This window comes from Exiguobacterium sp. USCH10 (assembly GCF_037619445.1).
GTDB lineage: Bacteria > Bacillota > Bacilli > Exiguobacteriales > Exiguobacteriaceae > Exiguobacterium > Exiguobacterium aestuarii_A.
In genome coordinates this window covers 238,670-258,882 of sequence record NZ_JAQPZO010000001.1, presented here as the reverse complement: position 1 = coordinate 258,882, position 20,213 = coordinate 238,670, and the positions used below count along the sequence as shown (strand labels likewise).

Annotated in this window: 25 protein-coding genes; 21 read left to right on the top strand and 4 right to left on the bottom strand. The window is 47.9% G+C overall.

What is annotated here, in order from left to right; all coding sequences use genetic code 11:
• The 3 genes from PQI28_RS01365 to PQI28_RS01355 are packed head-to-tail and all read left to right on the top strand — an operon-like array spanning position 1 to position 1,379.
• On the top strand, positions 1 to 462 hold the full coding sequence (locus tag PQI28_RS01365) for a DUF420 domain-containing protein (protein WP_214691745.1): 462 nt from the start codon (positions 1 to 3) through the stop codon (positions 460 to 462).
• 21 nt (positions 463 to 483) lie between these two features.
• Positions 484 to 1,098 (top strand): SCO family protein, encoded by a 615-nt coding sequence (locus PQI28_RS01360; RefSeq protein ID WP_074034929.1) that lies wholly within the window; start codon positions 484 to 486, stop codon positions 1,096 to 1,098.
• A 5-nt stretch (positions 1,099 to 1,103) separates the two neighbouring features.
• Complete coding sequence (locus PQI28_RS01355; protein ID WP_074034927.1) at positions 1,104 to 1,379, top strand: hypothetical protein; 276 nt, start codon at positions 1,104 to 1,106, stop codon at positions 1,377 to 1,379.
• A gap of 56 nt (positions 1,380 to 1,435) precedes the next feature.
• On the opposite strand, the gene PQI28_RS01350 is transcribed toward PQI28_RS01355, so the two are convergent.
• The 3 genes from PQI28_RS01350 to PQI28_RS01340 all read right to left on the bottom strand — a co-directional run bounded on the left by PQI28_RS01350 (position 1,436) and on the right by PQI28_RS01340 (position 3,033).
• Positions 1,436 to 1,789 carry a hypothetical protein gene (locus PQI28_RS01350; RefSeq protein WP_339962364.1) on the bottom strand — a complete coding sequence of 118 codons (354 nt, stop codon included), beginning with the start codon at positions 1,787 to 1,789 and terminating at the stop codon, positions 1,436 to 1,438.
• 42 nt (positions 1,790 to 1,831) lie between these two features.
• Positions 1,832 to 2,194: a YugN family protein gene (locus tag PQI28_RS01345; protein ID WP_015881291.1), complete on the bottom strand. Its 363-nt coding sequence runs from the start codon at positions 2,192 to 2,194 to the stop codon at positions 1,832 to 1,834.
• Between the two features lie 104 nt (positions 2,195 to 2,298).
• Complete coding sequence (locus tag PQI28_RS01340; RefSeq protein ID WP_224860590.1) at positions 2,299 to 3,033, bottom strand: ATP-grasp domain-containing protein; 735 nt, start codon at positions 3,031 to 3,033, stop codon at positions 2,299 to 2,301.
• A 153-nt stretch (positions 3,034 to 3,186) separates the two neighbouring features.
• Between PQI28_RS01340 and PQI28_RS01335 the strand changes: the two genes are divergently transcribed.
• Genes PQI28_RS01335 through PQI28_RS01315 form a run of 5 tightly spaced genes read left to right on the top strand, consistent with a single transcriptional unit; the run spans position 3,187 to position 5,982 of the window.
• On the top strand, positions 3,187 to 3,636 hold the full coding sequence (locus PQI28_RS01335) for a YlbF family regulator (protein WP_015881293.1): 450 nt from the start codon (positions 3,187 to 3,189) through the stop codon (positions 3,634 to 3,636).
• Positions 3,620 to 3,874: a YlbG family protein gene (locus tag PQI28_RS01330; protein ID WP_143406649.1), complete on the top strand. Its 255-nt coding sequence runs from the start codon at positions 3,620 to 3,622 to the stop codon at positions 3,872 to 3,874. The genes PQI28_RS01335 and PQI28_RS01330 overlap by 17 nt, the downstream gene beginning before the upstream one ends.
• A gap of 52 nt (positions 3,875 to 3,926) precedes the next feature.
• Positions 3,927 to 4,493, top strand: coding sequence for a 16S rRNA (guanine(966)-N(2))-methyltransferase RsmD (gene rsmD, locus PQI28_RS01325; protein ID WP_214691750.1), 567 nt, complete (start codon positions 3,927 to 3,929; stop codon positions 4,491 to 4,493).
• A 5-nt stretch (positions 4,494 to 4,498) separates the two neighbouring features.
• The gene (gene coaD, locus PQI28_RS01320) at positions 4,499 to 4,993 is read left to right on the top strand and encodes a pantetheine-phosphate adenylyltransferase (RefSeq protein ID WP_074034918.1); all 495 of its coding nucleotides are present in this window, start codon (positions 4,499 to 4,501) and stop codon (positions 4,991 to 4,993) included.
• Positions 4,990 to 5,982 carry a SepM family pheromone-processing serine protease gene (locus tag PQI28_RS01315; RefSeq protein WP_337873669.1) on the top strand — a complete coding sequence of 331 codons (993 nt, stop codon included), beginning with the start codon at positions 4,990 to 4,992 and terminating at the stop codon, positions 5,980 to 5,982. Before coaD ends, PQI28_RS01315 begins: the two co-directional genes overlap by 4 nt.
• On the opposite strand, the gene PQI28_RS01310 is transcribed toward PQI28_RS01315, so the two are convergent.
• The gene (locus PQI28_RS01310; RefSeq protein ID WP_337873670.1) at positions 5,961 to 7,091 is read right to left on the bottom strand and encodes a tRNA(Met) cytidine acetate ligase; all 1,131 of its coding nucleotides are present in this window, start codon (positions 7,089 to 7,091) and stop codon (positions 5,961 to 5,963) included. The two genes, PQI28_RS01315 and PQI28_RS01310, sit on opposite strands and share 22 nt — an antisense overlap.
• A gap of 156 nt (positions 7,092 to 7,247) precedes the next feature.
• Here PQI28_RS01310 and PQI28_RS01305 point away from each other — a divergent pair, with 156 nt between their 5' ends.
• The 13 genes from PQI28_RS01305 to PQI28_RS01245 all read left to right on the top strand — a co-directional run bounded on the left by PQI28_RS01305 (position 7,248) and on the right by PQI28_RS01245 (position 20,043).
• Positions 7,248 to 7,775, top strand: coding sequence for a YceD family protein (locus PQI28_RS01305; RefSeq protein WP_074034907.1), 528 nt, complete (start codon positions 7,248 to 7,250; stop codon positions 7,773 to 7,775).
• Positions 7,776 to 7,797: 22 nt separating this feature from the next.
• Complete coding sequence (rpmF, locus tag PQI28_RS01300) at positions 7,798 to 7,971, top strand: 50S ribosomal protein L32 (protein WP_015881300.1); 174 nt, start codon at positions 7,798 to 7,800, stop codon at positions 7,969 to 7,971.
• 121 nt (positions 7,972 to 8,092) lie between these two features.
• Complete coding sequence (locus PQI28_RS01295) at positions 8,093 to 8,932, top strand: 2-dehydropantoate 2-reductase (RefSeq protein ID WP_337873671.1); 840 nt, start codon at positions 8,093 to 8,095, stop codon at positions 8,930 to 8,932.
• Positions 8,926 to 9,285 carry a DUF3397 domain-containing protein gene (locus PQI28_RS01290; RefSeq protein ID WP_214783918.1) on the top strand — a complete coding sequence of 120 codons (360 nt, stop codon included), beginning with the start codon at positions 8,926 to 8,928 and terminating at the stop codon, positions 9,283 to 9,285. The genes PQI28_RS01295 and PQI28_RS01290 overlap by 7 nt, the downstream gene beginning before the upstream one ends.
• Positions 9,286 to 9,309: 24 nt before the next feature.
• Positions 9,310 to 10,866 (top strand): bacillithiol biosynthesis cysteine-adding enzyme BshC, encoded by a 1,557-nt coding sequence (gene bshC, locus PQI28_RS01285; protein WP_339962363.1) that lies wholly within the window; start codon positions 9,310 to 9,312, stop codon positions 10,864 to 10,866.
• Between the two features lie 159 nt (positions 10,867 to 11,025).
• Positions 11,026 to 11,958 carry a 16S rRNA (cytosine(1402)-N(4))-methyltransferase RsmH gene (gene rsmH, locus PQI28_RS01280; RefSeq protein WP_214783915.1) on the top strand — a complete coding sequence of 311 codons (933 nt, stop codon included), beginning with the start codon at positions 11,026 to 11,028 and terminating at the stop codon, positions 11,956 to 11,958.
• Between the two features lie 23 nt (positions 11,959 to 11,981).
• On the top strand, positions 11,982 to 12,344 hold the full coding sequence (ftsL, locus tag PQI28_RS01275; RefSeq protein ID WP_214691757.1) for a cell division protein FtsL: 363 nt from the start codon (positions 11,982 to 11,984) through the stop codon (positions 12,342 to 12,344).
• Entirely contained in the window at positions 12,344 to 14,491 is a 2,148-nt protein-coding gene (locus PQI28_RS01270) for a penicillin-binding protein (protein WP_214819591.1), read from the top strand. The genes ftsL and PQI28_RS01270 overlap by 1 nt, the downstream gene beginning before the upstream one ends.
• A gap of 57 nt (positions 14,492 to 14,548) precedes the next feature.
• The gene (locus tag PQI28_RS01265) at positions 14,549 to 15,853 is read left to right on the top strand and encodes a UDP-N-acetylmuramoyl-tripeptide--D-alanyl-D-alanine ligase (RefSeq protein WP_339962362.1); all 1,305 of its coding nucleotides are present in this window, start codon (positions 14,549 to 14,551) and stop codon (positions 15,851 to 15,853) included.
• A 21-nt stretch (positions 15,854 to 15,874) separates the two neighbouring features.
• Positions 15,875 to 16,834: a phospho-N-acetylmuramoyl-pentapeptide-transferase gene (gene mraY, locus PQI28_RS01260; protein ID WP_214745601.1), complete on the top strand. Its 960-nt coding sequence runs from the start codon at positions 15,875 to 15,877 to the stop codon at positions 16,832 to 16,834.
• A gap of 13 nt (positions 16,835 to 16,847) precedes the next feature.
• Positions 16,848 to 18,185, top strand: a complete 1,338-nt coding sequence (gene murD, locus PQI28_RS01255; protein ID WP_224860603.1) for a UDP-N-acetylmuramoyl-L-alanine--D-glutamate ligase — start codon at positions 16,848 to 16,850, stop codon at positions 18,183 to 18,185.
• A complete protein-coding gene (gene murG, locus PQI28_RS01250) occupies positions 18,182 to 19,258 on the top strand; it encodes an undecaprenyldiphospho-muramoylpentapeptide beta-N-acetylglucosaminyltransferase (protein ID WP_339962361.1) in 1,077 nt (358 codons plus the stop codon). Before murD ends, murG begins: the two co-directional genes overlap by 4 nt.
• Positions 19,259 to 19,272: 14 nt before the next feature.
• Positions 19,273 to 20,043, top strand: coding sequence for a cell division protein FtsQ/DivIB (locus PQI28_RS01245; protein ID WP_339962360.1), 771 nt, complete (start codon positions 19,273 to 19,275; stop codon positions 20,041 to 20,043).
• Positions 20,044 to 20,213 lie beyond the last annotated feature (170 nt).

Sequence of the window (20,213 nt, the reverse complement as noted above, 5' to 3'; positions counted from 1 at the left end):
ATGAACTATCTTGCCTTAATTAGTGTGTCATTCATTGTCATCAGTGCGATTCTTGTCGCCATCGGATGGGTGATCATCGCAAAAGACCGTAGCAACATCGAAAAACATAAGAAAGTGATGACGGCGGCCGCGATTGCAGCGACGACGTTCTTCATCCTTTACGTCTCACGTACCATCTTTGTCGGGAACACGGCATTTGGGGGACCGGATTCTGTCAAACCGTTCTATCTCGGCTTTATGATCTTCCATATCCTACTCGCGACTACAGGTGGCGTCCTCGGTTTGATCACCTTGTATCTCGGTTATAAAAACAAGATTGAGAAACACCGTAAAATCGGACCGAAAGCATCAGTGATTTGGTTCTTCACAGCGATCACAGGTGTGACGGTTTATATTCTTCTCTATGTGGCATATGACCCGGGTGAAACGACGAACGTATTCCGCGCGATAATCGGAGGATGATCCATAGAGAGGGAGAGTTGTATGAAACGGAATAGCTATATGACGGTCGGTTTGACCGTCCTGACGCTCGTTGTCATCGGAGTAGCCGTGTATTTTGTATTCTTCAACCAAGACGACTTGCCGGTCATCCAAGAGCCAACCCCGTTCACATTGACGAACGCATTGAATGAAGAAACATACAATTCCGATAATGGAAAAGTAAAAATTGTCACATTCTTTTATACGAACTGCCCTGATATTTGTCCGCTCACGCTACGTGATTTTATGAAGCTTGAGAAAGAATTGAAGGCAGAGAATCTATATGGTTCAGACGTAGAGCTCGTCGCCATCACGGTCGACCCGAAAGTGGACACGGTCCCCGTACTCAAAAACTATGGGGAAGCGTTCCAGGCGGAGCCAAACGGATGGAAGATGTTGACGGGAGATCAGGTCGACATCGATCGAATCACACGACAGCTGCAATTTTATTATTCGAAGGCGAACAGCGGGCTTGTGACGCATGCGACGACGATGTACGTCATCGACCGTCATCATGATGTTCGTGCCGTCGCTCAGATGGCGACAGCAGGGGATGAACCCGTTGATATCGAATCTATCATGGAGGACGTTAAAGTACTCGCGAATGAAAAGGAGTGATCACCATGAACGATACGATGGCTGTGATTGGGAATGACTATTCATACGGAGACGTGACGATTGCAGAACGGGCGATTGAAGATTTGATCGCATGTAGCGCCATTGAGTTCGGCTTAAAAGAAGTGAAAGTCGTATCTCAATCGAAAGACCATTATGATTATCGAATCATTGCATCTTTACCACTCGTCGAGGCGGAGCGATTGTATCGCTACGTTCGAGACCAATTTGATTTATTGCTCGGTCAGGTCGATGTGACGTTGACCATCATTGCGACCAACTAATATAAGCCCACAGAGACGAATCGTCTTCTGTGGGCTTTGTTTTATCATCGTATTTTTTAGTGAGCTTGATAAAGGATTAATATCCTATTTTTTTGTGGATCATGAAAAAGTTCTGCGAAGAAGCAATATCCATTTTCAAAGTCATCTAAATCTGCTTCATTGGAAAGTACGATGTGTGTCCTGAATGACTCGTTCCATTGAGTTCGGATATCACTCATTGCTTGAGGCTCTAATAGATCTCTATCTTTCATTTGATAAGTTGAGATATAAAGAGTCTGGATTGATTCAGAAAAAATCATTTGTTCCAATTCATGAATTGAATCAGGAAGATGAATCATTTTTAACTGGATGCGTGATGCTCCGATGCATAAGCGCTTACTCTCTTTTTCAAGATAGATTGAATTCTTCAAGGCTCTGAACCTCCGATATAGCCTAAAAAGAAACCCCTTTGCTTATGCAAGGGGTTTGACTTCTAGTGTTTCTGCAAGTGCCTTTAGGCGACGTTCGCAGTCGCGGACGATTTCTTCTGGGAAGACTTCATCGTATTCAACGCCGTGTGGGTAATAATGTTTTCCTAAAATCGGTGTGAGCATTTTGACTACAGCGTGACGATCCTCGATTTGACCTTCGATTGCGTATACAGGTAAGCGAAGATAGAATGTTTCGCCAGTCGATTGTTTCTCATATTTCATATCATACGTGGCACGCTCGTAATCCCAAGCACCTTCACGGATGAAATGATGATGATCCATGATCGTCTCGAGCAAACCAAAACGGATTTCTTTTCCCTCGATGTGGAACTGCTCAAATTTCATCATAATCCCCCTTTTCGAATAAACCTCATATGTCATCATACCATATTCAAAAACGTTCTTGGAATAACGTGTGTTCAAATTGTGAAAAAAAGATGAACGATTGATTAGCTTAGTGTAGTTAGATATTCCTCGATTTTTTGAGGAAGTTTTACCCCGAGTGGGAGTAGTCCTTCCGAACCGAAAAAGACGTTGAACTCCAAAATATAAAATCCGTCTTCTGTCACGATGACGTCAAACGCCGCGTGGTTGATGTGTAACGTATTGGCAATCGTTTGAACTTCTTTGACGACGTATTCGGGAATGTCTTCGTAAGAGAAGTTAGCTCCTTGGGCGACATTGTTCAAAAATGCCTCGCTGACGCGCCAATAGGCACCGACAACTTCTTCACCAATGATGATGACTCGTAAGTCACGATCATTCGGGATGAACTCTTGGACATAAAACGTATCATGGTTCTCGACATATTCTAACCAGTCTTGGTCGTTCTTGATCAGCCAAACCCCTTGGCCCATTGAAGATTTGGCTTTTTTGGCGACGAACGGGTATTGGAACTCTTCCAAAACGCGTTCGATTGTGTAAGGGTTTTTTCCATAGATGAGCGTCTTCGGAATACGATGAGGATAGGTCGCTTTGAAGGCACGTGTCATCTCGATTTTGTCGTGCCCGAGATGATATGTCGCCGGAGATGGGAAAATGGCTTTGTTCATTCCGTAAATGATGGAGTTGACCATCCAGTACTCGGGGAACAAAACGAGGTCAGCTTCGCGTACTTTATCGAGTTGATCATAATAATATTCAGGCTTCGCATAATCCGTCTTGATTCCGGCTGATCGAATCATATTAAAAGAAACTTTTTTCATATACAGACGCACTGGGTACGTCTATTCACTTCCTTTCTACATTGAACGCCTTGCGGTCAACTTCAATTATAGTGTGGATTGCTTACATAGGGAAACAATTGTGGTAAAATCATGGCAGAAAGGGTGAGGGGTATGATAATCACTGAACAGACGATTGCCCTGCTCGATCAAACTGAAGAATTGACCGATTTGATTGAAGCAAGCGAATCGTTTCAAACATATATTCAAACGAAAGCGGCACGTCTCGCATCACAAGAAGCGAAGGAAATCGAGCGCGAGTTCCTAAAGATGAAAGAGGACTATGAGTACGTCCAGCGGTTCGGGAAGCACCATCCGGACCACGATCGCATCAAAAAAGAGATGCATCTCATCAAACGTCGTCTTGACGTTCAGCCGGAAATTGCTGCGTTCAAAAAAGCAGAACGAAGCTTGGATAAGTTGTTAGGGGAAGTGAGTGAACTATTAGCACATTCAGTCTCTCCTAAAATCAAGGTCCCGACTGGTAATCCATTCTTTGACGAAGGTGGATGTTCCGGTGGTGGCAGTTGCGGAGGAGGCGGAAGTTGTGGATGCGCCGTCTAAGTTGAATGAACGGATCGGTTTCGTCGTATACGTGAATTCCTTGAAACAAGTGAAAGCGTTAAGACGTTATGCGAATCTGTACTTTGTCTCAAAACGAGAGAAGTATGCGTTTCTTTATACAGACCTCGAAGGTCATGAAGCTGTACTCGAACAAGTAAAGGCATTGCCGTTCGTGGAAGCGGTCGTTCGGAGCGAGCGTCCATTCATTTCCGAAACGTACGAGACAAAATCGAAATAAACAAAAAGATGAAGGTGGCATCACCTTCATCTTTTCTGCTGGAGGGAAAGACATGCGTGTCATATCTGGAGAACGAAAAGGGACCCGTTTAAAGGCGGTCCCAGGAACGGCTACGCGGCCGACAACAGATAAAGTAAAGGAATCGTTATTCAACATCATTGGACCCTATTTTTCTGGTGGGAAAGCGTTAGACCTCTATGCGGGCAGTGGTGGACTTGGCATCGAGGCGTTGTCGAGAGGGTGTGACGAAGCGGTGTTTGTCGACCGTCAACCGAAAGCCGTGCAAACGATTCAAGAAAACTTGCGGGCGACCCACTACGAAAAGAAGGCGAACGTGTATCGTCAAGACGCCAAGGCGGTGCTCGAACAGCTTCGCGCACAGAAGGAACAGTTTAAGCTGATCTTTATGGATCCCCCGTATCATGCGGAAGAGCACGAGGCTTTCTTACGACTGATTGATGAAGCTGACATGTTGATCGATGTTGGCGTCATCGTCTGTGAACACGGGAGCGACGTGACATTGCCGGAACGTATCGGACGACTTGAACGAATTAAAGAACAGCGATACTCAGAGGTGATCACCATCAGCTTTTATGAGTATGCATCGATTGAGGAGTGAAACAAATGAAGCGGATTGCGATTTGCCCGGGGAGCTTTGACCCGATCACAAATGGACATTTAGACATTATCGAACGAGCGGCGGCCATCTTTGACGAAGTCATTGTCGCCGTCCTTGAAAATTCCAGCAAGGCCCCACTATTTGATGTGGAAGAACGATTAGGACTCATCCGAGAGGTGACAACACATCTTCCGAACGTGTCGGCTGACGCGTTCGGTGGACTTCTCGTCGAATATGCCGCCGAGCGAGAAGCGGCAACGATTGTACGTGGACTGCGGGCCGTATCTGATTTTGAATACGAACTTCAAATCGCATCAATCAATAAGAAATTGAATGAGAACGTGGAAACATTGTTTATGATGACGAACAGTCAGTACTCATTCCTTAGCTCATCTATCGTGAAAGAAGTAGCGAAATATGGTGCATCAGTTAATGAACTCGTCCCAGAGCAAGTCGAAGTCGCGTTACGTAAAAAGTATCAAGTGAGTTCGGGACAATGAAATCACTAAAAATCGGGCTTGGTCTGCTCGTCACTGTTCTTCTATTTCTCTTCGTTCCGCTCCCTTATTACATTTCTTCACCAGGTGCCGCAACGTCGATTGAAGAGTTCCTGACCGTCGAAGGTGGCGAAAAGGATGAAGGGGAACTGATGATGGTGACCATTTCACAACGGAGAGCGACACCGTTTTGGTTAGTGGAGAGTTGGGTCACACCGTTCACAGAAGCCAATTTATCTAGTCGTTATTTATACGATGGAGAGAGCGAGGCGGACTACGACAGACGTCAACAACTTTTGATGGACTCCTCTCAACAAGCGGCAATCCAATATGCTTATGAGCTCGCTGACGAAGAAGTGACGGTCGATTTTGAAGGAATTTACGTCTCTGCGCCGATTCCGGGCTCTCTCGCTGCCAACGTCTTAAAGCCGGGTGATGTCATTACGGCAATCAACGGCATGTCATTTGCGACACGTATGGACTTTTTAAATCGGGTGATGGAATCGGATGCCGGTGATGAAGTCGAGCTGACGATCGAGCGAGACGGGGAGGAGCGTATCGCGCAGACGCTCATTCAACCGATTGACCAAAGTGGTGACCGCGTCGGGATTGGTATTTATGAGCCACTTCCTGTCCAGGAGATCACAGCAGACCCTAAAGTCGATGTCGCTTTGACGAATGTCGGGGGACCGTCCGCAGGATTGATGTTCACGTTAGAAATTTATGACCAGTTGACACCGGGCGATTTGGCGAATGGAAAGCGGATTGCCGGCACAGGAACCGTCGATGAGGAAGGAAATGTCGGACCAATCGGAGGCGCGTGGCAAAAGATTGTCGCAGCGGACGAGGAAGGGGCCGAAGTCTTTTTCGTCCCGGCCGGTTCAAATTATGAGGAAGCGCTTGAATCGCGCGACCGTCTCGACAGTGACATAGAAGTCGTCCCTGTCAAGAAGGTCGAAGATGCAATCCGTTATTTAGAAGAGATGAACTGAGGTCGCTGGCGGTATTCAATCAATGTGTCGTTATGAAGCGGCAGTCGATACGCCTCAGTGACACGCGCTTCAAAATCGAGCCGTTCATCGTATTTACCGATGAGCGGCAATTCTTGTTTCACATCCCGTAATGCCACACGACCGATGTCATTAAACGCGAGCGGTCTCACGTAGGGAACATCATCAAAGCGAGTCGGTGCTTCTTCTTTTAACCAGTGCAGAAGAATGGACACGAACGCTCGTTGAATCGATGTGCGTGTATAGCGACGTGTCGAAACGGATGTGAGGGCATGTTCAAACGATGTTTCGAATCCGGCTCGTTTCAGGCGAGGTGCGAGGGACGTGTCGATGCCGACGAGCTCGCTCAACGTATGGAGCGGCAACGTGCGGAGTTTGTATTGTAAGACGGGCCAAAACAGTTCCCAATGCGTCATCGATTGCGACTGGAACATCGCTTCTGTCGATGCAGGAACGGCACGAACTTCACCCGTTTCTAGGTAATGGGCCCGGATGCCGGTGGCCGACATGACGTCTGTGAGTGAGGTGTCGTGATAATCTGCCCCGAGACGCTTCACCGTATGTAACTGAATCGTCTTTGCTGCTTTGGCGTAATGATACGCCAAAATATTGTTAGGGCGTGTCAAATCAAACGACGGATAGACGGTACGGAAAGCCCGACTTGAAGCTTGCGCCGACGAATGACCCTCTTGTAGTGCTTGGTGGAGTGCCTCTTTATATAGAGGTGTCTCTTCGACATTTGACTGCGCTGCATGAAGAATGGCGTCGACATCTCCGCTTTCGCTTCCGAACGATAGCGTTTGGCATCGGAGTTGTTCGGCGATTGAGACGGCAGACATGGCGAAGCGGTCCGCCCGTTGTACCCCATACTTGGTCGGTAGTTCGACGACGAGGTCGATTGCCCCGCTCTCGACGGCCGCTCTTGCCCGTTTCCACTTATCGAATGAGGCTGGTTCTCCTCGTTGAGTGAACTGGGCACTCATGATGGCAATTATGGCATCAGCCCCGGTTTCTTGACGTGCGGTTTGCGCTTGATAATAGTGTCCGTTGTGAAACGGATTGTACTCTGCGATAATGGCCGTCTTTTGCATGATTTACTCCTTTGCATTGTCGTATGGATTGGTGTAAGATGAGTAAGTACGCTTTGGCAAAGCGCCGTCGTCAACTGATTTTAGTGTAAAGAAAAAACATTGACAAAACAAGTTGGCCTATCTATAATTCATATTGTTGCAATTGAGGTGATTCGGATGAAATGGTCTATTGCACAGCTACTTAAGCTCCGAAACCAGGGTGACGGTTTTACGATCGATGAGATGGTAGAACTACCAGAGCTGACTCAGCTCCATCCGGATATCCGTTCGATTCGCCCGGTGCATGTGCACGGGGATGCATCGTTCACATCTAATCAAGTTACATTCAATCTGAAGATTCAAGGTGATCTGACGTTGCCAGATGCGCGAACGTTAGAAGACGTCACTTATGAATTTGATATTGAATCGCTCGAGCCTTTCTTTTTGGAGAATGGGCGTTATACGGAGCAATTCGATGACGTGAATTTGCCAGAAGGAAATACAATCAGTCTTGTACCGATTGTAAAAGAGCTCATCATGTTAGACGTCCCGATGCAAGTTTATGGGAACGAAACAGACAAAACTCAGGTTGAAGGGGAAGGCTGGACGCTCACTGACGAACAGCCGGATGCCCAACCAAAAATTGACCCGCGATTCGCGGGACTGGCCGACCTGTTCTCGAAAAAAGAGAACGAGGAAGGTTAACTTTTCAAGGAGGTGGACAACGATGGCAGTACCATTCCGTAGAACGTCGAAAACTCGCAAACGTCTTCGTCGTACTCACTTCAAACTCAACGTACCTGGTATGAACGAGTGCCCGAACTGTGGCGAAATGAAACTTTCACACCGTGTTTGCAAATCTTGCGGACATTACAACGGTAAAGAAGTAACAAGCAAATAATGCGAGAAGAAGTGATCTGATATCAGGTCACTTCTTTTTTTGTTTGTCATTTTTGGGTCATGGCAAGAAGATGTGGTAAACTTTTTGTGCGAAAATAGTTCTATTCAGGAGGAAAGCATGTATGAACTCCATCAAACGGATTGGCATCATCGGGAACGGGGCGGTCGGACTATTGATGGCATCCTTGCTCGCTGATGATTATGAGGTGACGGTATACGGACGAAGCGGATCACCTGAAAAGATTTTAATCACACGGACAGGTTTGACAAGTGGGTCAGCATATGTATCGCTACAATCTAGTGCCACATTAGAAGAAACTGACCAAGATCTCTTTTTTGTCACGACGAAAGCCCATCAAGTCGAACAGGCGACGGCACGACTCTCTGGAGCAGTTCCGGTCTTCATTTGCTCGAACGGGATTGCCCATCTGGATTATGCGAAACAACATGGTTTTCATTTAGGTGTCGTCGAACACGGGGTGACGAAACAAGGAAACACCATCGAGCATCGTGGACTCGGGCGTATTCGAATCGGGAGCATGACAGGTCTCCTTCCAATCACACTTCAAGATAGTCCACTTCAGGTCATCTGGGAAGAAGACATCGAACAAGTCGTGATCGAAAAGCTATTTGCGAATGCGATCATCAATCCCATCACAGCACTATGCCGTGTTACGAATGGTGCGCTCGTAAACGCACCGTATCGTGAGATTGCGCATTCCATCTACGAGGAACTAACGCCGCTATTTTCAAAGCGTGTCTCGTATGCTTATATCGAGTCGATCATCGAACGCACTGCCGAGAATCGATCTTCTATGTTGCGTGATCTTGAAGAGGGACGACCGACAGAAGTGGATGCGATTCTAAAACCAGTGATTGAGAAAGCCGAACAAATGAAGATTTCACTTACAGTTATCCCCCTGCTACATAAACTGATTATAGGAGCGAGCGCATCGTGCTAGTGTATATCGTTTCATTTCCACTCATCTTATGGTTTATGGTGTATATGATACTTAGAAAAATTATGCCGAAATCAATCAACTCATTCAAACTCGCCTGCGATGCCGGGGTCGTACTCTGGTTCTATGCATGCGGCGTTTTACTTGAGGCCATCTTCGGGACGGAAGTGTTTCTTCTATTGCTTGCGGTATGTTGCGCCATCTTTCCGATCAATGCGATCTGGCAGCGGATTCGTTATGAGGAAGTGTTGTTCACGAAGATGTTCGTCCACGGCTGGCGCTTGCTCTTTTTACTCCTAGTCCCGACGCATGCGATTTTGTTTGCGATCGGCGTGGCCCAAGAAATGATTCGTTGATTGATTGAAAGGAAGTTGTTATACGTGAAGGTAGAAGCATTTGATGCCCTATATGCACCCACATCCCCGATGATACAAATTGAAGAAGGGTACGGGCGCTGGCTCGATTATCGAGGCATGGATGAAGTCGAGAAGCGCGCAACGGAGATTGCAGGACGCTCATACGACCATCTCCATGAACTCGTCCACATTTTAAAACAGCAGCAACGGCAGTTCGGGGAACTATCGGAACGTCTATCAGCGAATCTTGATTTGCTCGAACAGCGTGAAGCATATGTCATGGTGACCGGGCAACAAGTCGGCGTGTATGGAGGTCCTTTATTCGCTGTATATAAATTGCTAGCGGTCATCAAACGAGCGAAAGAGGCGGAAGCGAAGATCGGCAAACCGGTACTCCCGATTTTTTGGATGGCAACGGAAGATCATGACTTCGCGGAAATCAATCATGTCTTCACGACCCAGACGTTTTCGAGAACGTTAAAAAAAGATGCATTATCCACGCTTCCGCTGGCAGGGAAAGCATCTGTAGGGGAGCTTGAGTTCGATCGAGTCAAACTTGAGTTGGTACAAATGGCGCAGCGGATGTTGTTGAATGAGACAGAGACGCCCCATACATTACGTCTATATCAGGAGTTGATTGAACTCATTCAAGGAAGTCATTCGTTCGCGCAGTTCTTTGGTGGAATGATGCGCCGTTTCGTAGGGAACGACTTTTTATTGTTTGACCCGCACGCAAAAGACGTACGCGCACTTGAACGTCCGATGTTCCGTCGACTGATTGAACAGCATGACGCATTGCAACAAGCGCTTGAACATGCCTTCGAAGACGGCATGCCATCTGTCGAGTTAAATAAAGAGGCGGCACATCTCTTTTATCATGACGGAACGCGTGAACTGCTCACAAAAACCGACATGGTGTACACGACAAAACGTGGGCATCGATTCACGGAGACCGAATTGCTCAATGAGATCGAGGCACATCCGGAACGCTTTTCAAACAACGTCGTCTCTCGACCGCTTATGCAAGACTATTTGTTTCCGACGCTCGGTTACGTCGCCGGTCCTGGAGAAATCGCCTATTGGCTGCAACTCCGCCCATTATTCCACGAGCTTGGATGGAAAATGCCGTTACTGTTACCACGCCTCGGTGGTTTGATCGTCTCGAGTAACGATGAAAAGAAATTACGACAAGAAGGCGTCACACTTGAGGAATATATGAAGCGCCCACTACCAGATCATCCGTTTGATGATGAGGCGTTCGAAGCGAAGCTGTATGCGTATCGGACACTCACGGAAGCGGTCAGCCGGGAAGCCCGTAGCCACGGAAGACGATTCGAGTCGAAGTCGAGGCACGTCCTCGAACGGTTGGCAGATGAGATGCGTGCCGAGGCGAAGCGTGATCAATATCGACTGAACGCGCGACGTATTCAGCTTTCGACTCGACTCTTCCCGATGAATGCACCTCAGGAGCGTATTTTATCGATGGTTCCGATGTTGAATCGTCATGGTCTCGACGTTTTTGAGCGGATGAAGCACGCTTATGAGCAATCGGAAGCGGAGCGATGTTTGTTCAAGGTATAACCTTTTTTGGAACAGCTCTTGACATTTGTCAGGAGCTTTTTTTTGTTGTTACCTTTTTGTTTCCTCTTTTCGCTAAAAACCTGTACGGACCTTGACATTTTTATGATAAAGTAAGTGTAATAAAACAGTTGAAATATGTAGGTTGAGAGGGTTTTTTGAATGTTTGAGCATGAAACGGTTTTAAAAATGGAGTCCATTGAGGGATTGAACATCAAACCAGATGGGGTATATGTGGACTGTACGTTAGGTGGAGCGGGTCATAGTGAAGAAATCGCAAAGCGTTTAACGACGGGACAACTATATGCGTTCGACCAAGATGACGTCGCACTCGCGCACGCGAAAGAGCGATTGGCTCCTTATGAAGGCCGTGTGACGTTTATAAAGAGCAACTTCGTTCACTTGAAAGAAGAACTCGCCGAACATGGCGTGACGAAAGTGGACGGCGTACTATTCGACCTAGGCGTTTCATCGCCACAGCTTGATGAGGCAGAACGTGGATTCAGTTACAACTACGACGCGCCGCTCGATATGAGAATGGATCGCTCGCGAGAGTTTTCAGCTTATCATGTTGTGAATGAATGGTCGTTTGGAGAACTTGCTCGTATTTTCTTTACATACGGGGAGGAAAAGTTTTCAAAACAAATCGCACGAAAGATTGAGCAAGCCCGTGCCGATAAACCGATTGAGACGACGTTTGAGCTTGTCGACTTAATTAAAGAAGCGATTCCTGCACCAGCAAGACGCAAAGGCGGTCATCCAGCGAAACGAACGTTCCAAGCGATTCGAATCGCCGTCAATGACGAGTTGAACGTATTCGACCGTGCCGTTCAAGATGCGATTGATTTACTCGCAGTGAACGGACGCATCTGTGTCATTACGTTCCATTCATTAGAAGATCGAATTTGTAAACAAGTGTTTAAAGAACGGAGCCAACACCCGCCGTTACCACCAGGATTGCCGGTCATTCCGAAAGAGTTCGAACCTGAACTCAAATTGATCACACGCAAACCAATCGTGGCGAGTGAAGGAGAACTCGAAGATAACCGTCGTTCACGCTCGGCAAAACTGAGAGTAGCCGAAAAACAAAAATAATCACTTTGTAGGAGGGATACCTGATGCCAGAAGCTGCCCGTAAGGCGTTGCAGCCTCAAGTTACACCGAATCGAAATCCGATTCCGCAAGAACGACCAATACCTGCTCCAAAACGACGCACGTTGACCTTGTTTGAATCGATCCTGTATCCAGTGATGATTGGTTCAGTGGTCATGTTCGGTGGCATCACGGTGTCAAAACACAACGAAGCGTATAACATTATGCGTGATACGGCAGCCGTCAACCAGCAGGTAAATGGGGTTGCAAAAGAAAACGAAGAACTAAAGTATGAAATCGCCCAACTAAGCTCGCCAGAACGAATTTACGCGATTGCCGAGAAGCTCGGAATGAAATTCAATGAGAAGAACGTCAAGGTGATTGATTGATGAATTCTCTACAACAGAGTAAAAAAAGAGTGGCGTGGGTAGCGATTGTCTGCTTCACCCCGCTCTTTTTATTTTTTGTCGGATGGTTTCTTTACTTGTCTGTCACGCATACATATAAAGGCGAGAATATGTTGGCGTTCGCTGAAGAGCAGCGGTGGAAGGCAGTCAGTACGTTAGAAGCCGAACGAGGCGAAGTGTACGACCGTTTTGGTCAACCGATTGCCATCAACATTCCATCGTATCGACTTGTCGCCGTGTTAAAACTTGGTGGCGAGCGGGTCGAAGGGAAGACGCTCATGCCAAACGAGTTTGAAGAAGCCGCGAAACAACTCGCGACCGTGCTTCCGATGACAGAGGCCGACATCTTAAAGCGACTTGAGCAAAATGTCGACCGCGGCCAAATCGAGTTCGGGGTTCCGGGGCGTGATTTGACCGTTGAACAAAAAGAAGAAATCGAAGCGTTCGAACTTCCGGGTATCACGTTCGTCGAAGAACCGAAACGTTACTACCCGAATAAAGTATTCGCATCTTCTGTCATCGGCTATGCGCAAAAGATTGACCAAAACGGTCGGATCGAGCTCGTGGGTGAACTTGGAATCGAAAAATCGCTCAACGACATTTTAAGTGAGTCGTACGGCTTGTACCGATTTGAGAAAGATTTGGCGGGGCGTGAGCTCGTCTCGAGCGATGAACAATTAAAAATCGAGCCAGAAGACGGGGCTGATGTGCAACTGACGATTGATCATCGGATTCAACAGCTGCTCGAGACGAAGATGAATGAGTTATATGAGGAGTATGAACCGAAAAATGCGACGGCCATCATCATGGATCCGAAAACAGGGGAAATCATCGCCTTATCGGACCGTCCATCTTTCGACCCGAATACGCGTGAGATTTCCTCATACAGTAACTTCTCGGTCTCGTCTCGCTTTGAGCCAGGGTCAACGATGAAAATTTTCACGTTGGCGGCTGCAATCAACGAGGGCGTATATAACCCGAACGAGTTGTACAAGTCAGGATCATACAAATACGGTAAGACGGTATTCAATGATTACAACATTACCGGATGGGGTACCATTCCTATGGTAGAAGGCGTCTGGCACTCGTCGAACGTCGCGTTCTCGATCTTAGCGAACGAACGACTCGGTCTCAGTCGCTATGAAGATTACTTCAAAGCGTTCAAGTTCGATCAACGGACCGGAATTGATTTACCTGGTGAGGTAAACAGTCAATTCGACTTTGAGAGTCCGATGAACGTCTTGATCACAGCTTGGGGACAATCGACCGCGGTGACACCGATGCAAATCTTGCAGGCGACATCTGCGATTGCAACGGACGGCACCATGAAACAACCGCACGTCATTAAGAAGATTGTCAACAGCGAGACGGGCGAAACGATTCGGACGACGAATCCGAAAGAGGTCGGTCAACCTATCACTGCAGAGACTGCGAAAAAGACGCGTGAAGCACTTGACGGTGTCGTCAATAGCGATGTGGGAACAGGCCAATTGTATGCGTTAGATAACTATCAAGTGGTCGGGAAGACGGGTACTGCCCAAATCGCTGAGAACGGAAAGTATTTGAGCGGACAGTACATTCACTCATTCGTCGGGATGGCACCGGAAGACGATCCGGAACTCGTCATGTATATCGCGGTCGATCGTCCGAACAGTGACTCGTCAACAACGGGTCCACGCATCATGGCACCACTCTTCAAAGATGTGATGGATGTCGCGTTACGTTACCGGAGTGTCGAGCCTGAAAAGCAAGAAAAAGCGGTTGAGGCCTCGACAAAGACGGTGACATCGTATATTGGTAAAAATCGTGAAGATGTCGTAAAAGAGGCGACTGACAGTTCGTTCAATCCGATCGTCTTAGGTGACGGGGATGAAGTGACGGCTCAAAGTCCTGTAAAGGGACAATCTTATGTCGTCGGTGAACGACTGTTGCTAAAAACGAGTAATTCGTTTACGATGCCAACATTAAAAGGGTGGTCGTTACGTGATGTGAAACGTCTAGCGACGCTCTATCAATTAAATTTAGAAATCGATGGTACCGGATTTGTCACATCGCAATCGATTGGCAAAGGGAAACCTGTCAAAACGGGCGCCTCCTTGAAAGTGAAATTGGAGACACCATCGAATTAACGCACGAGATGAAGAGGGCTGCGGCTCTCTTTTCCTATGTATGAGGAGGAAGTTTGAATGGAACAATTGACAGTTCAAAAATTAGCGTCTTGGTTTGGGATTGACGTGGAAGACGATCGTCTCGTCGAACGCGTCGCCACAGATTCGAGAGATGAGAATGGGGCAGGACTATTTGTCCCGATCGTCGGTGCACGTGTTGACGGTCATGACTACATCGAAGCAGCGATTGAGAAAGGGGCCATCGTCACGTTTTGGGAAGAAGGTCGCCCTCAACCGGACAATGTGTTCGTCATCCCCGTCAAATCGACGATCGACGCCTTGCAAACGGCAGCGGCACGCTACTTAGAGGAAATCAATCCACTCGTGGTCGCGATTACCGGATCAAACGGAAAAACGTCTACGAAAGACATGATTGCCGTCGTACTTGAAGAAAAATTCAAGACGCACAAGACAGCTGGAAACTTCAACTCGGACGTTGGTTTACCGCTCACCGTCCTTCGCATGCCGCGCGACACGGAAGTGGCCGTGTTGGAGATGGGCATGAACGGCTTCGGTCAAATCGAGCAATTGTCGAAACTTGCCAAACCGGACGTGGCATTTGTCACGAACATTGGGGAGTCACACGGTGAACAAGTCGGCGGACGCACAGGGATCGCGAAAGCGAAGCTTGAAATCAAGGCTGGTCTGAAACCGGACGGACGATTGATCGTCGATGCGGACGAACCACTTCTTGCCGGTCAAGGGTATCGCGTCGGATACGATGAGACGGCGGACGGGAAAATCGAAGTGATCGAGACGACGTTTGACGCATCCATCTTTAAATACAATGGTGACTTGTACGAGCTGAAGGTGCTCGGTGCCCATCAAATCCGAAACGCGGCTTATGCCATCGCGTGCGGTCTCGAGTTCGGACTCAATCATACGATGATTCAACGTGGTCTTGACCGCATCAAACTGACGACGATGCGAATGGAGAAGCAGATGTTCGGTGAAGCGCATCTCATCAACGATGCATATAATGCGAGCCCGACATCGATGATTGCGGCAATCGAAACAGTCAAGTCGCTCGAAGGCTTCTCGAAGCGCGTGCTCGTCCTTGGCGATATGTATGAGCTCGGAGCGGATGAACAAGCCCAGCACACACAAGTGGGTGACGTCGTAACAGCTCCTGTGACGGATTGTATTCTCGTCGGTGAAAAGGCGAAATGGATTGCGGATGGGATTCAAGACACGCGTGTGAACGTCACATCTGTTCCGAACGTGGAGGAAGCGAAGGCGCTCCTTCATCGTTATCAACGTCCGGATACTGTGGTATTGTTAAAGGCATCTCGAGGACTGGCGCTTGAGCGTCTCGTTCAATAAATAGAGTAGTGAGGTAGCAACATGTTAATTAGTTTAATTGTCTTAATCAGTGCATTATTAAGTGTATTAATCGTCATGCCGCGAGCTATTCCGGCATTGCGTCAGTTGAAATTTGGACAAGAGATTCGTGATGAAGGTCCAGGCTGGCACCAGAAGAAATCGGGAACGCCGACGATGGGCGGAATCGTCATCTTGCTCGCCATCTTAGTCGGCTTCATCGTGTCTGTCATCTTCGGGGAAGCGGTCGCCGGATTCGGGACACTTCTATTCGTGACGATGGCGTTCGGGGTAATCGGCTTTTTGGATGACTATATTAAAGTCGTCAATAAACGAAACCTCGGGTTGACGTCACTTCAGAAGTTGATTGGTCAAATTGTCGTATCTGTTCTGTTCGCCTGGTTCCTATCACTTGGTGGAGAGCTTGATACGTCGATTTCGATTCCATTCACATCGATTTCATTTGAGACGGGTTGGTTCTATATCGCCATCGTCATCTTCTGGCTCGTCGGCTTCTCAAATGCCGTCAACTTGACGGACGGCCTTGACGGTCTCGTCTCATTCTCGGCGATTCCGACGTTCACATTCTTTGGAATTTATGCGCTCGCACAAGATGAGCTTGGGATTGCCTGGTTCGCATTCGCCGTCGTCGGCGCATTGATCGGGTTCCTCGTTTTCAATAAGTATCCGGCGAAGATTTTCATGGGCGATACGGGCTCGCTCGCATTAGGTGGAGCAGTTGCAGGACTGGCGCTCATGTTGAAACTTGAGTTGCTCCTCGTATTCGTCGGGATCATCTTTGTCATCGAGACGTTGAGCGTGATCTTGCAAGTTCTTTCATTCAAAACGACAGGGAAGCGCATCTTTAAAATGAGCCCGATTCATCACCACTTCGAAATGGTCGGTTGGTCGGAATGGCGAATCGTCCTTACGTTCGGTGGAATCAGTTTAATTACAGCAGGTTTATCATTACTACTCATGTAAAAGGGTGAGACAGATGGAAAAGCAATGGCACGGTAAAAAAGTTCTCGTCCTCGGCGCCGCTAAGAGCGGAATCGCAGCGGCGACGTATCTGCATCATGCGGGAGCTGATGTGACGATTAATACGGGGAATATCCCTCCCGAAGACGAGCAGGAAAAAATTCAGGCACTTGGGATTCAATCGGTGTTTAATGACCACCCTCTCGCTTTGTTGAATGAGACAGAGTTGATTGTGAAAAATCCAGGGATCCCGTATCACATTCCGTTGCTTCAAGAAGCGATATCCCGTGAGATTCCAATCTACACGGAAGTCGAGCTCGCCTACATGGCAACCGAGGCAGAATTCGTCGCAATCACAGGCTCGAACGGAAAGACGACGACAACGACACTCGTCTATGAGTTACTCAAAGGCGGAGAGCGCCCGGTTCATCTCGCGGGAAACATCGGATTCCCGGCTATCGAAGTCGCGACAAACGCGAAGGCGGGCGAATTGATTGTTATTGAATTGTCGAGCTTTCAGTTGATGGGGGTCGAGTCCTTCCATCCGCGTTCGGCAGCGTTGCTGAATCTATCAGAAGCCCATCTCGATTATCACGGCGACTTCGAATCGTATGCCGATGCAAAAGGAAACTTGTTCCGTCAGATGACACGTGACGACCAAATCGTCGTTAAAGTGACAGACTCCGAAGTGATGAAACGTGTCCCGGCTCATCTTGAACCGAATACGTTCAGCTTTGAGCGAGGAGATGCTTCCGTCGTGGACGGTTGGGTCACGGTACGCGGAGAGCGACTCATTCGTGTGAATGAATTGGCATTAGGTGGTGCCCATAACGTTGAGAACGTACTAGCGGCTCTTCTGTTAGTCGAACCGTTTGCACTTCCAAAAGCACACGTCGAGCGAGTATTACGAAACTTTGGCGGTGTCGCACATCGAACTGAAAGTTTAGGTGATGTTCTCGGACGTGCCGTCTACAATGATTCGAAGGCGACGAACAACGTTGCGGCGGAAGCGGCGCTACGAGGATTTGATGCTCCGATCGTGTGGCTTTGTGGAGGACTCGAACGTGGAGCGGACTTATCTTCGCTCGCGCCAGCTCTCTCAAACGTAAAAGCTGTCGTCGCGTATGGTGAGACAAAAGAGCGTTTTAAAGAGCTTGGGGAGTCCCGACAGATTCCATCTTACACTGTCGAGACGTTAGCAGACGCCGTTCCACTCGCGTTTGAACAATCTGAGACGGGAGATGTCATTCTCTTATCTCCTGCTTGTGCGAGTTGGGACCAATTTAAGACGTTTGAAGAACGAGGCGAACAGTTCGTCCATCTCGTTCGCGCATATGAGGAGGCGAACCGATGAAAGTCATGATTTCTGGTGGAGGTACCGGTGGTCATATTTATCCGGCCCTCGCATTGATTGAGACGTTACAAAAACGTCACCCGAATTTACAGGTACAATACGTTGGAACGGAGAATGGGTTAGAAGCCGATCTCGTTCCTCGAGCAGGTGTCCCGTTCAAATCGATTCAAATCGCTGGATTGAAACGGTCCCTCTCTCTTGAGAACTTAAAGACGGCGTACTGGTTCTTGAAAGCTGTTCGCTCTCTTAAAAAAGATATGGCAGCATTCAAACCGGATGTCGTCATCGGAACGGGCGGATTCGTCTCAGGACCGGTCGTCTATACGGCGCAACAACTCGGCATCCCGACTATCCTACATGAACAAAACAGCATCCCAGGGTTAACGAATAAGTTTTTATCGAAAAAAGCGGATCGGGTCGCCCTTTCCTTTAAAGGGTCCGATGTTCACTTCCCTGGGGCAAACGTTCGCTTGATTGGAAACCCGCGTGGAAGTGAAGTGCTACAAACGAAAGTGGACGATGCAGCTGTACGAGAACAGTACAATCTCGATGAACGGCCTATCGTATTGATTTACGGAGGGAGTCGTGGCGCCGAAGCAATCAACCGTGCCGTCATTGAGGCTATCCCAGCGCTTTCGGACTTACCAATCAACGTGCTCTACGTCACAGGGAAAATTCATTACGAATCTGTATCGAAAGAAGCCCCATCATCTGAAAACGTACACGTTCATCCGTACGTCTATGACATGCCGGCCTTACTCGCTTGTACGTCAATCGTCGTCTCGCGTGCGGGAGCTTCGACCATTTCTGAATTGACCGCCCTCGGCTTACCGAGCGTATTGATCCCAAGCCCATACGTGACAGCAGACCATCAGACGAAGAACGCCTCTGCCCTTGTTGAAAACGGTGCGGCGTTACTCGTGAAAGAGGAGTCGTTGACAGGGGAGACGCTCGTCGAAGCGATTCGCCAAGTACTCGGCAAACAAGAAGAGATGGCGAACGCATCCCGTGCCCTCGGATTCCCGGACGCGTCAGATGCACTAGCCGACTTAGTAGAAGAAGTCATTCGATAAAGGAGTAGAATCCGATGGAACCAAGCCAACAAACGGTACGCAGTCTAGAAGACCGTATTCCGTACATGAAAAAGCAGCGACGGAAAAAAGCGAACCGTCGGATGTTCTCCGTGCTTTCTTTGTTTGGAATTCTCATCTTACTCGTGGTCTATATGCAAACTTCGATGTCGAACGTGAAAAAAGTGAACGTATCTGGGCTATACTGGCTTGATGAATCCTACGTGTTTCAAAACATGGAGCTCGACACATCGACAAAATTTGTCAGTCTATCACCGAGCAAGATGAGTGACCAAATGGAAAAGTTGCCGGGTGTCAAACGGGTAGACATGGACCGATCTTGGTATAACGTCGTTCACGTCAATGTGACAGAAGAGAAGATGATTGCTTATGCTCGTGCGGAGACGGGAGATGTCGTCGTGTTAGCAGACGGCTCACTTCATCCGACAGGCACCATCACCGACCCTCAGAAGTTAAAAGATGGTCCACTGCTAAGAGAGTTCAATTCGGAAGAAGAACTCGAAAAGATTGCCAGTGAGTTGGAACAAGTCGATGACGCGACGCGAGCCCGTATGTCGGAAGTCATCTTGTCTAAACAAAAGGGAGAGCCGACACGTTACGAGATCTTTATGAATGACGGAAATACGCTTCTCACCCCGACGCTGAAGTTAAGTGAGACCGTTTCGAAATATGGAGAAATCTATGAAAACATTCCGAAAGGTCAGCAAGGAACAGTCGTCATGGATGGTGGTTTTTACTTTGTTCCATACAAGAAAACGAATGAATAATCAGTTATATTACAGCCCTTAGACACATAAGGGCTGTTTTTTTGTCTTTTGTAAACGAATTGATAACGCGAAACCGCTTAAATTGTAGGATTCTACCTTTTCTCACTATCTTATTTGTTGTAAACTTAGACGTGAGATATCTTGTCGAAACCAACAATTTTTTTGGATAT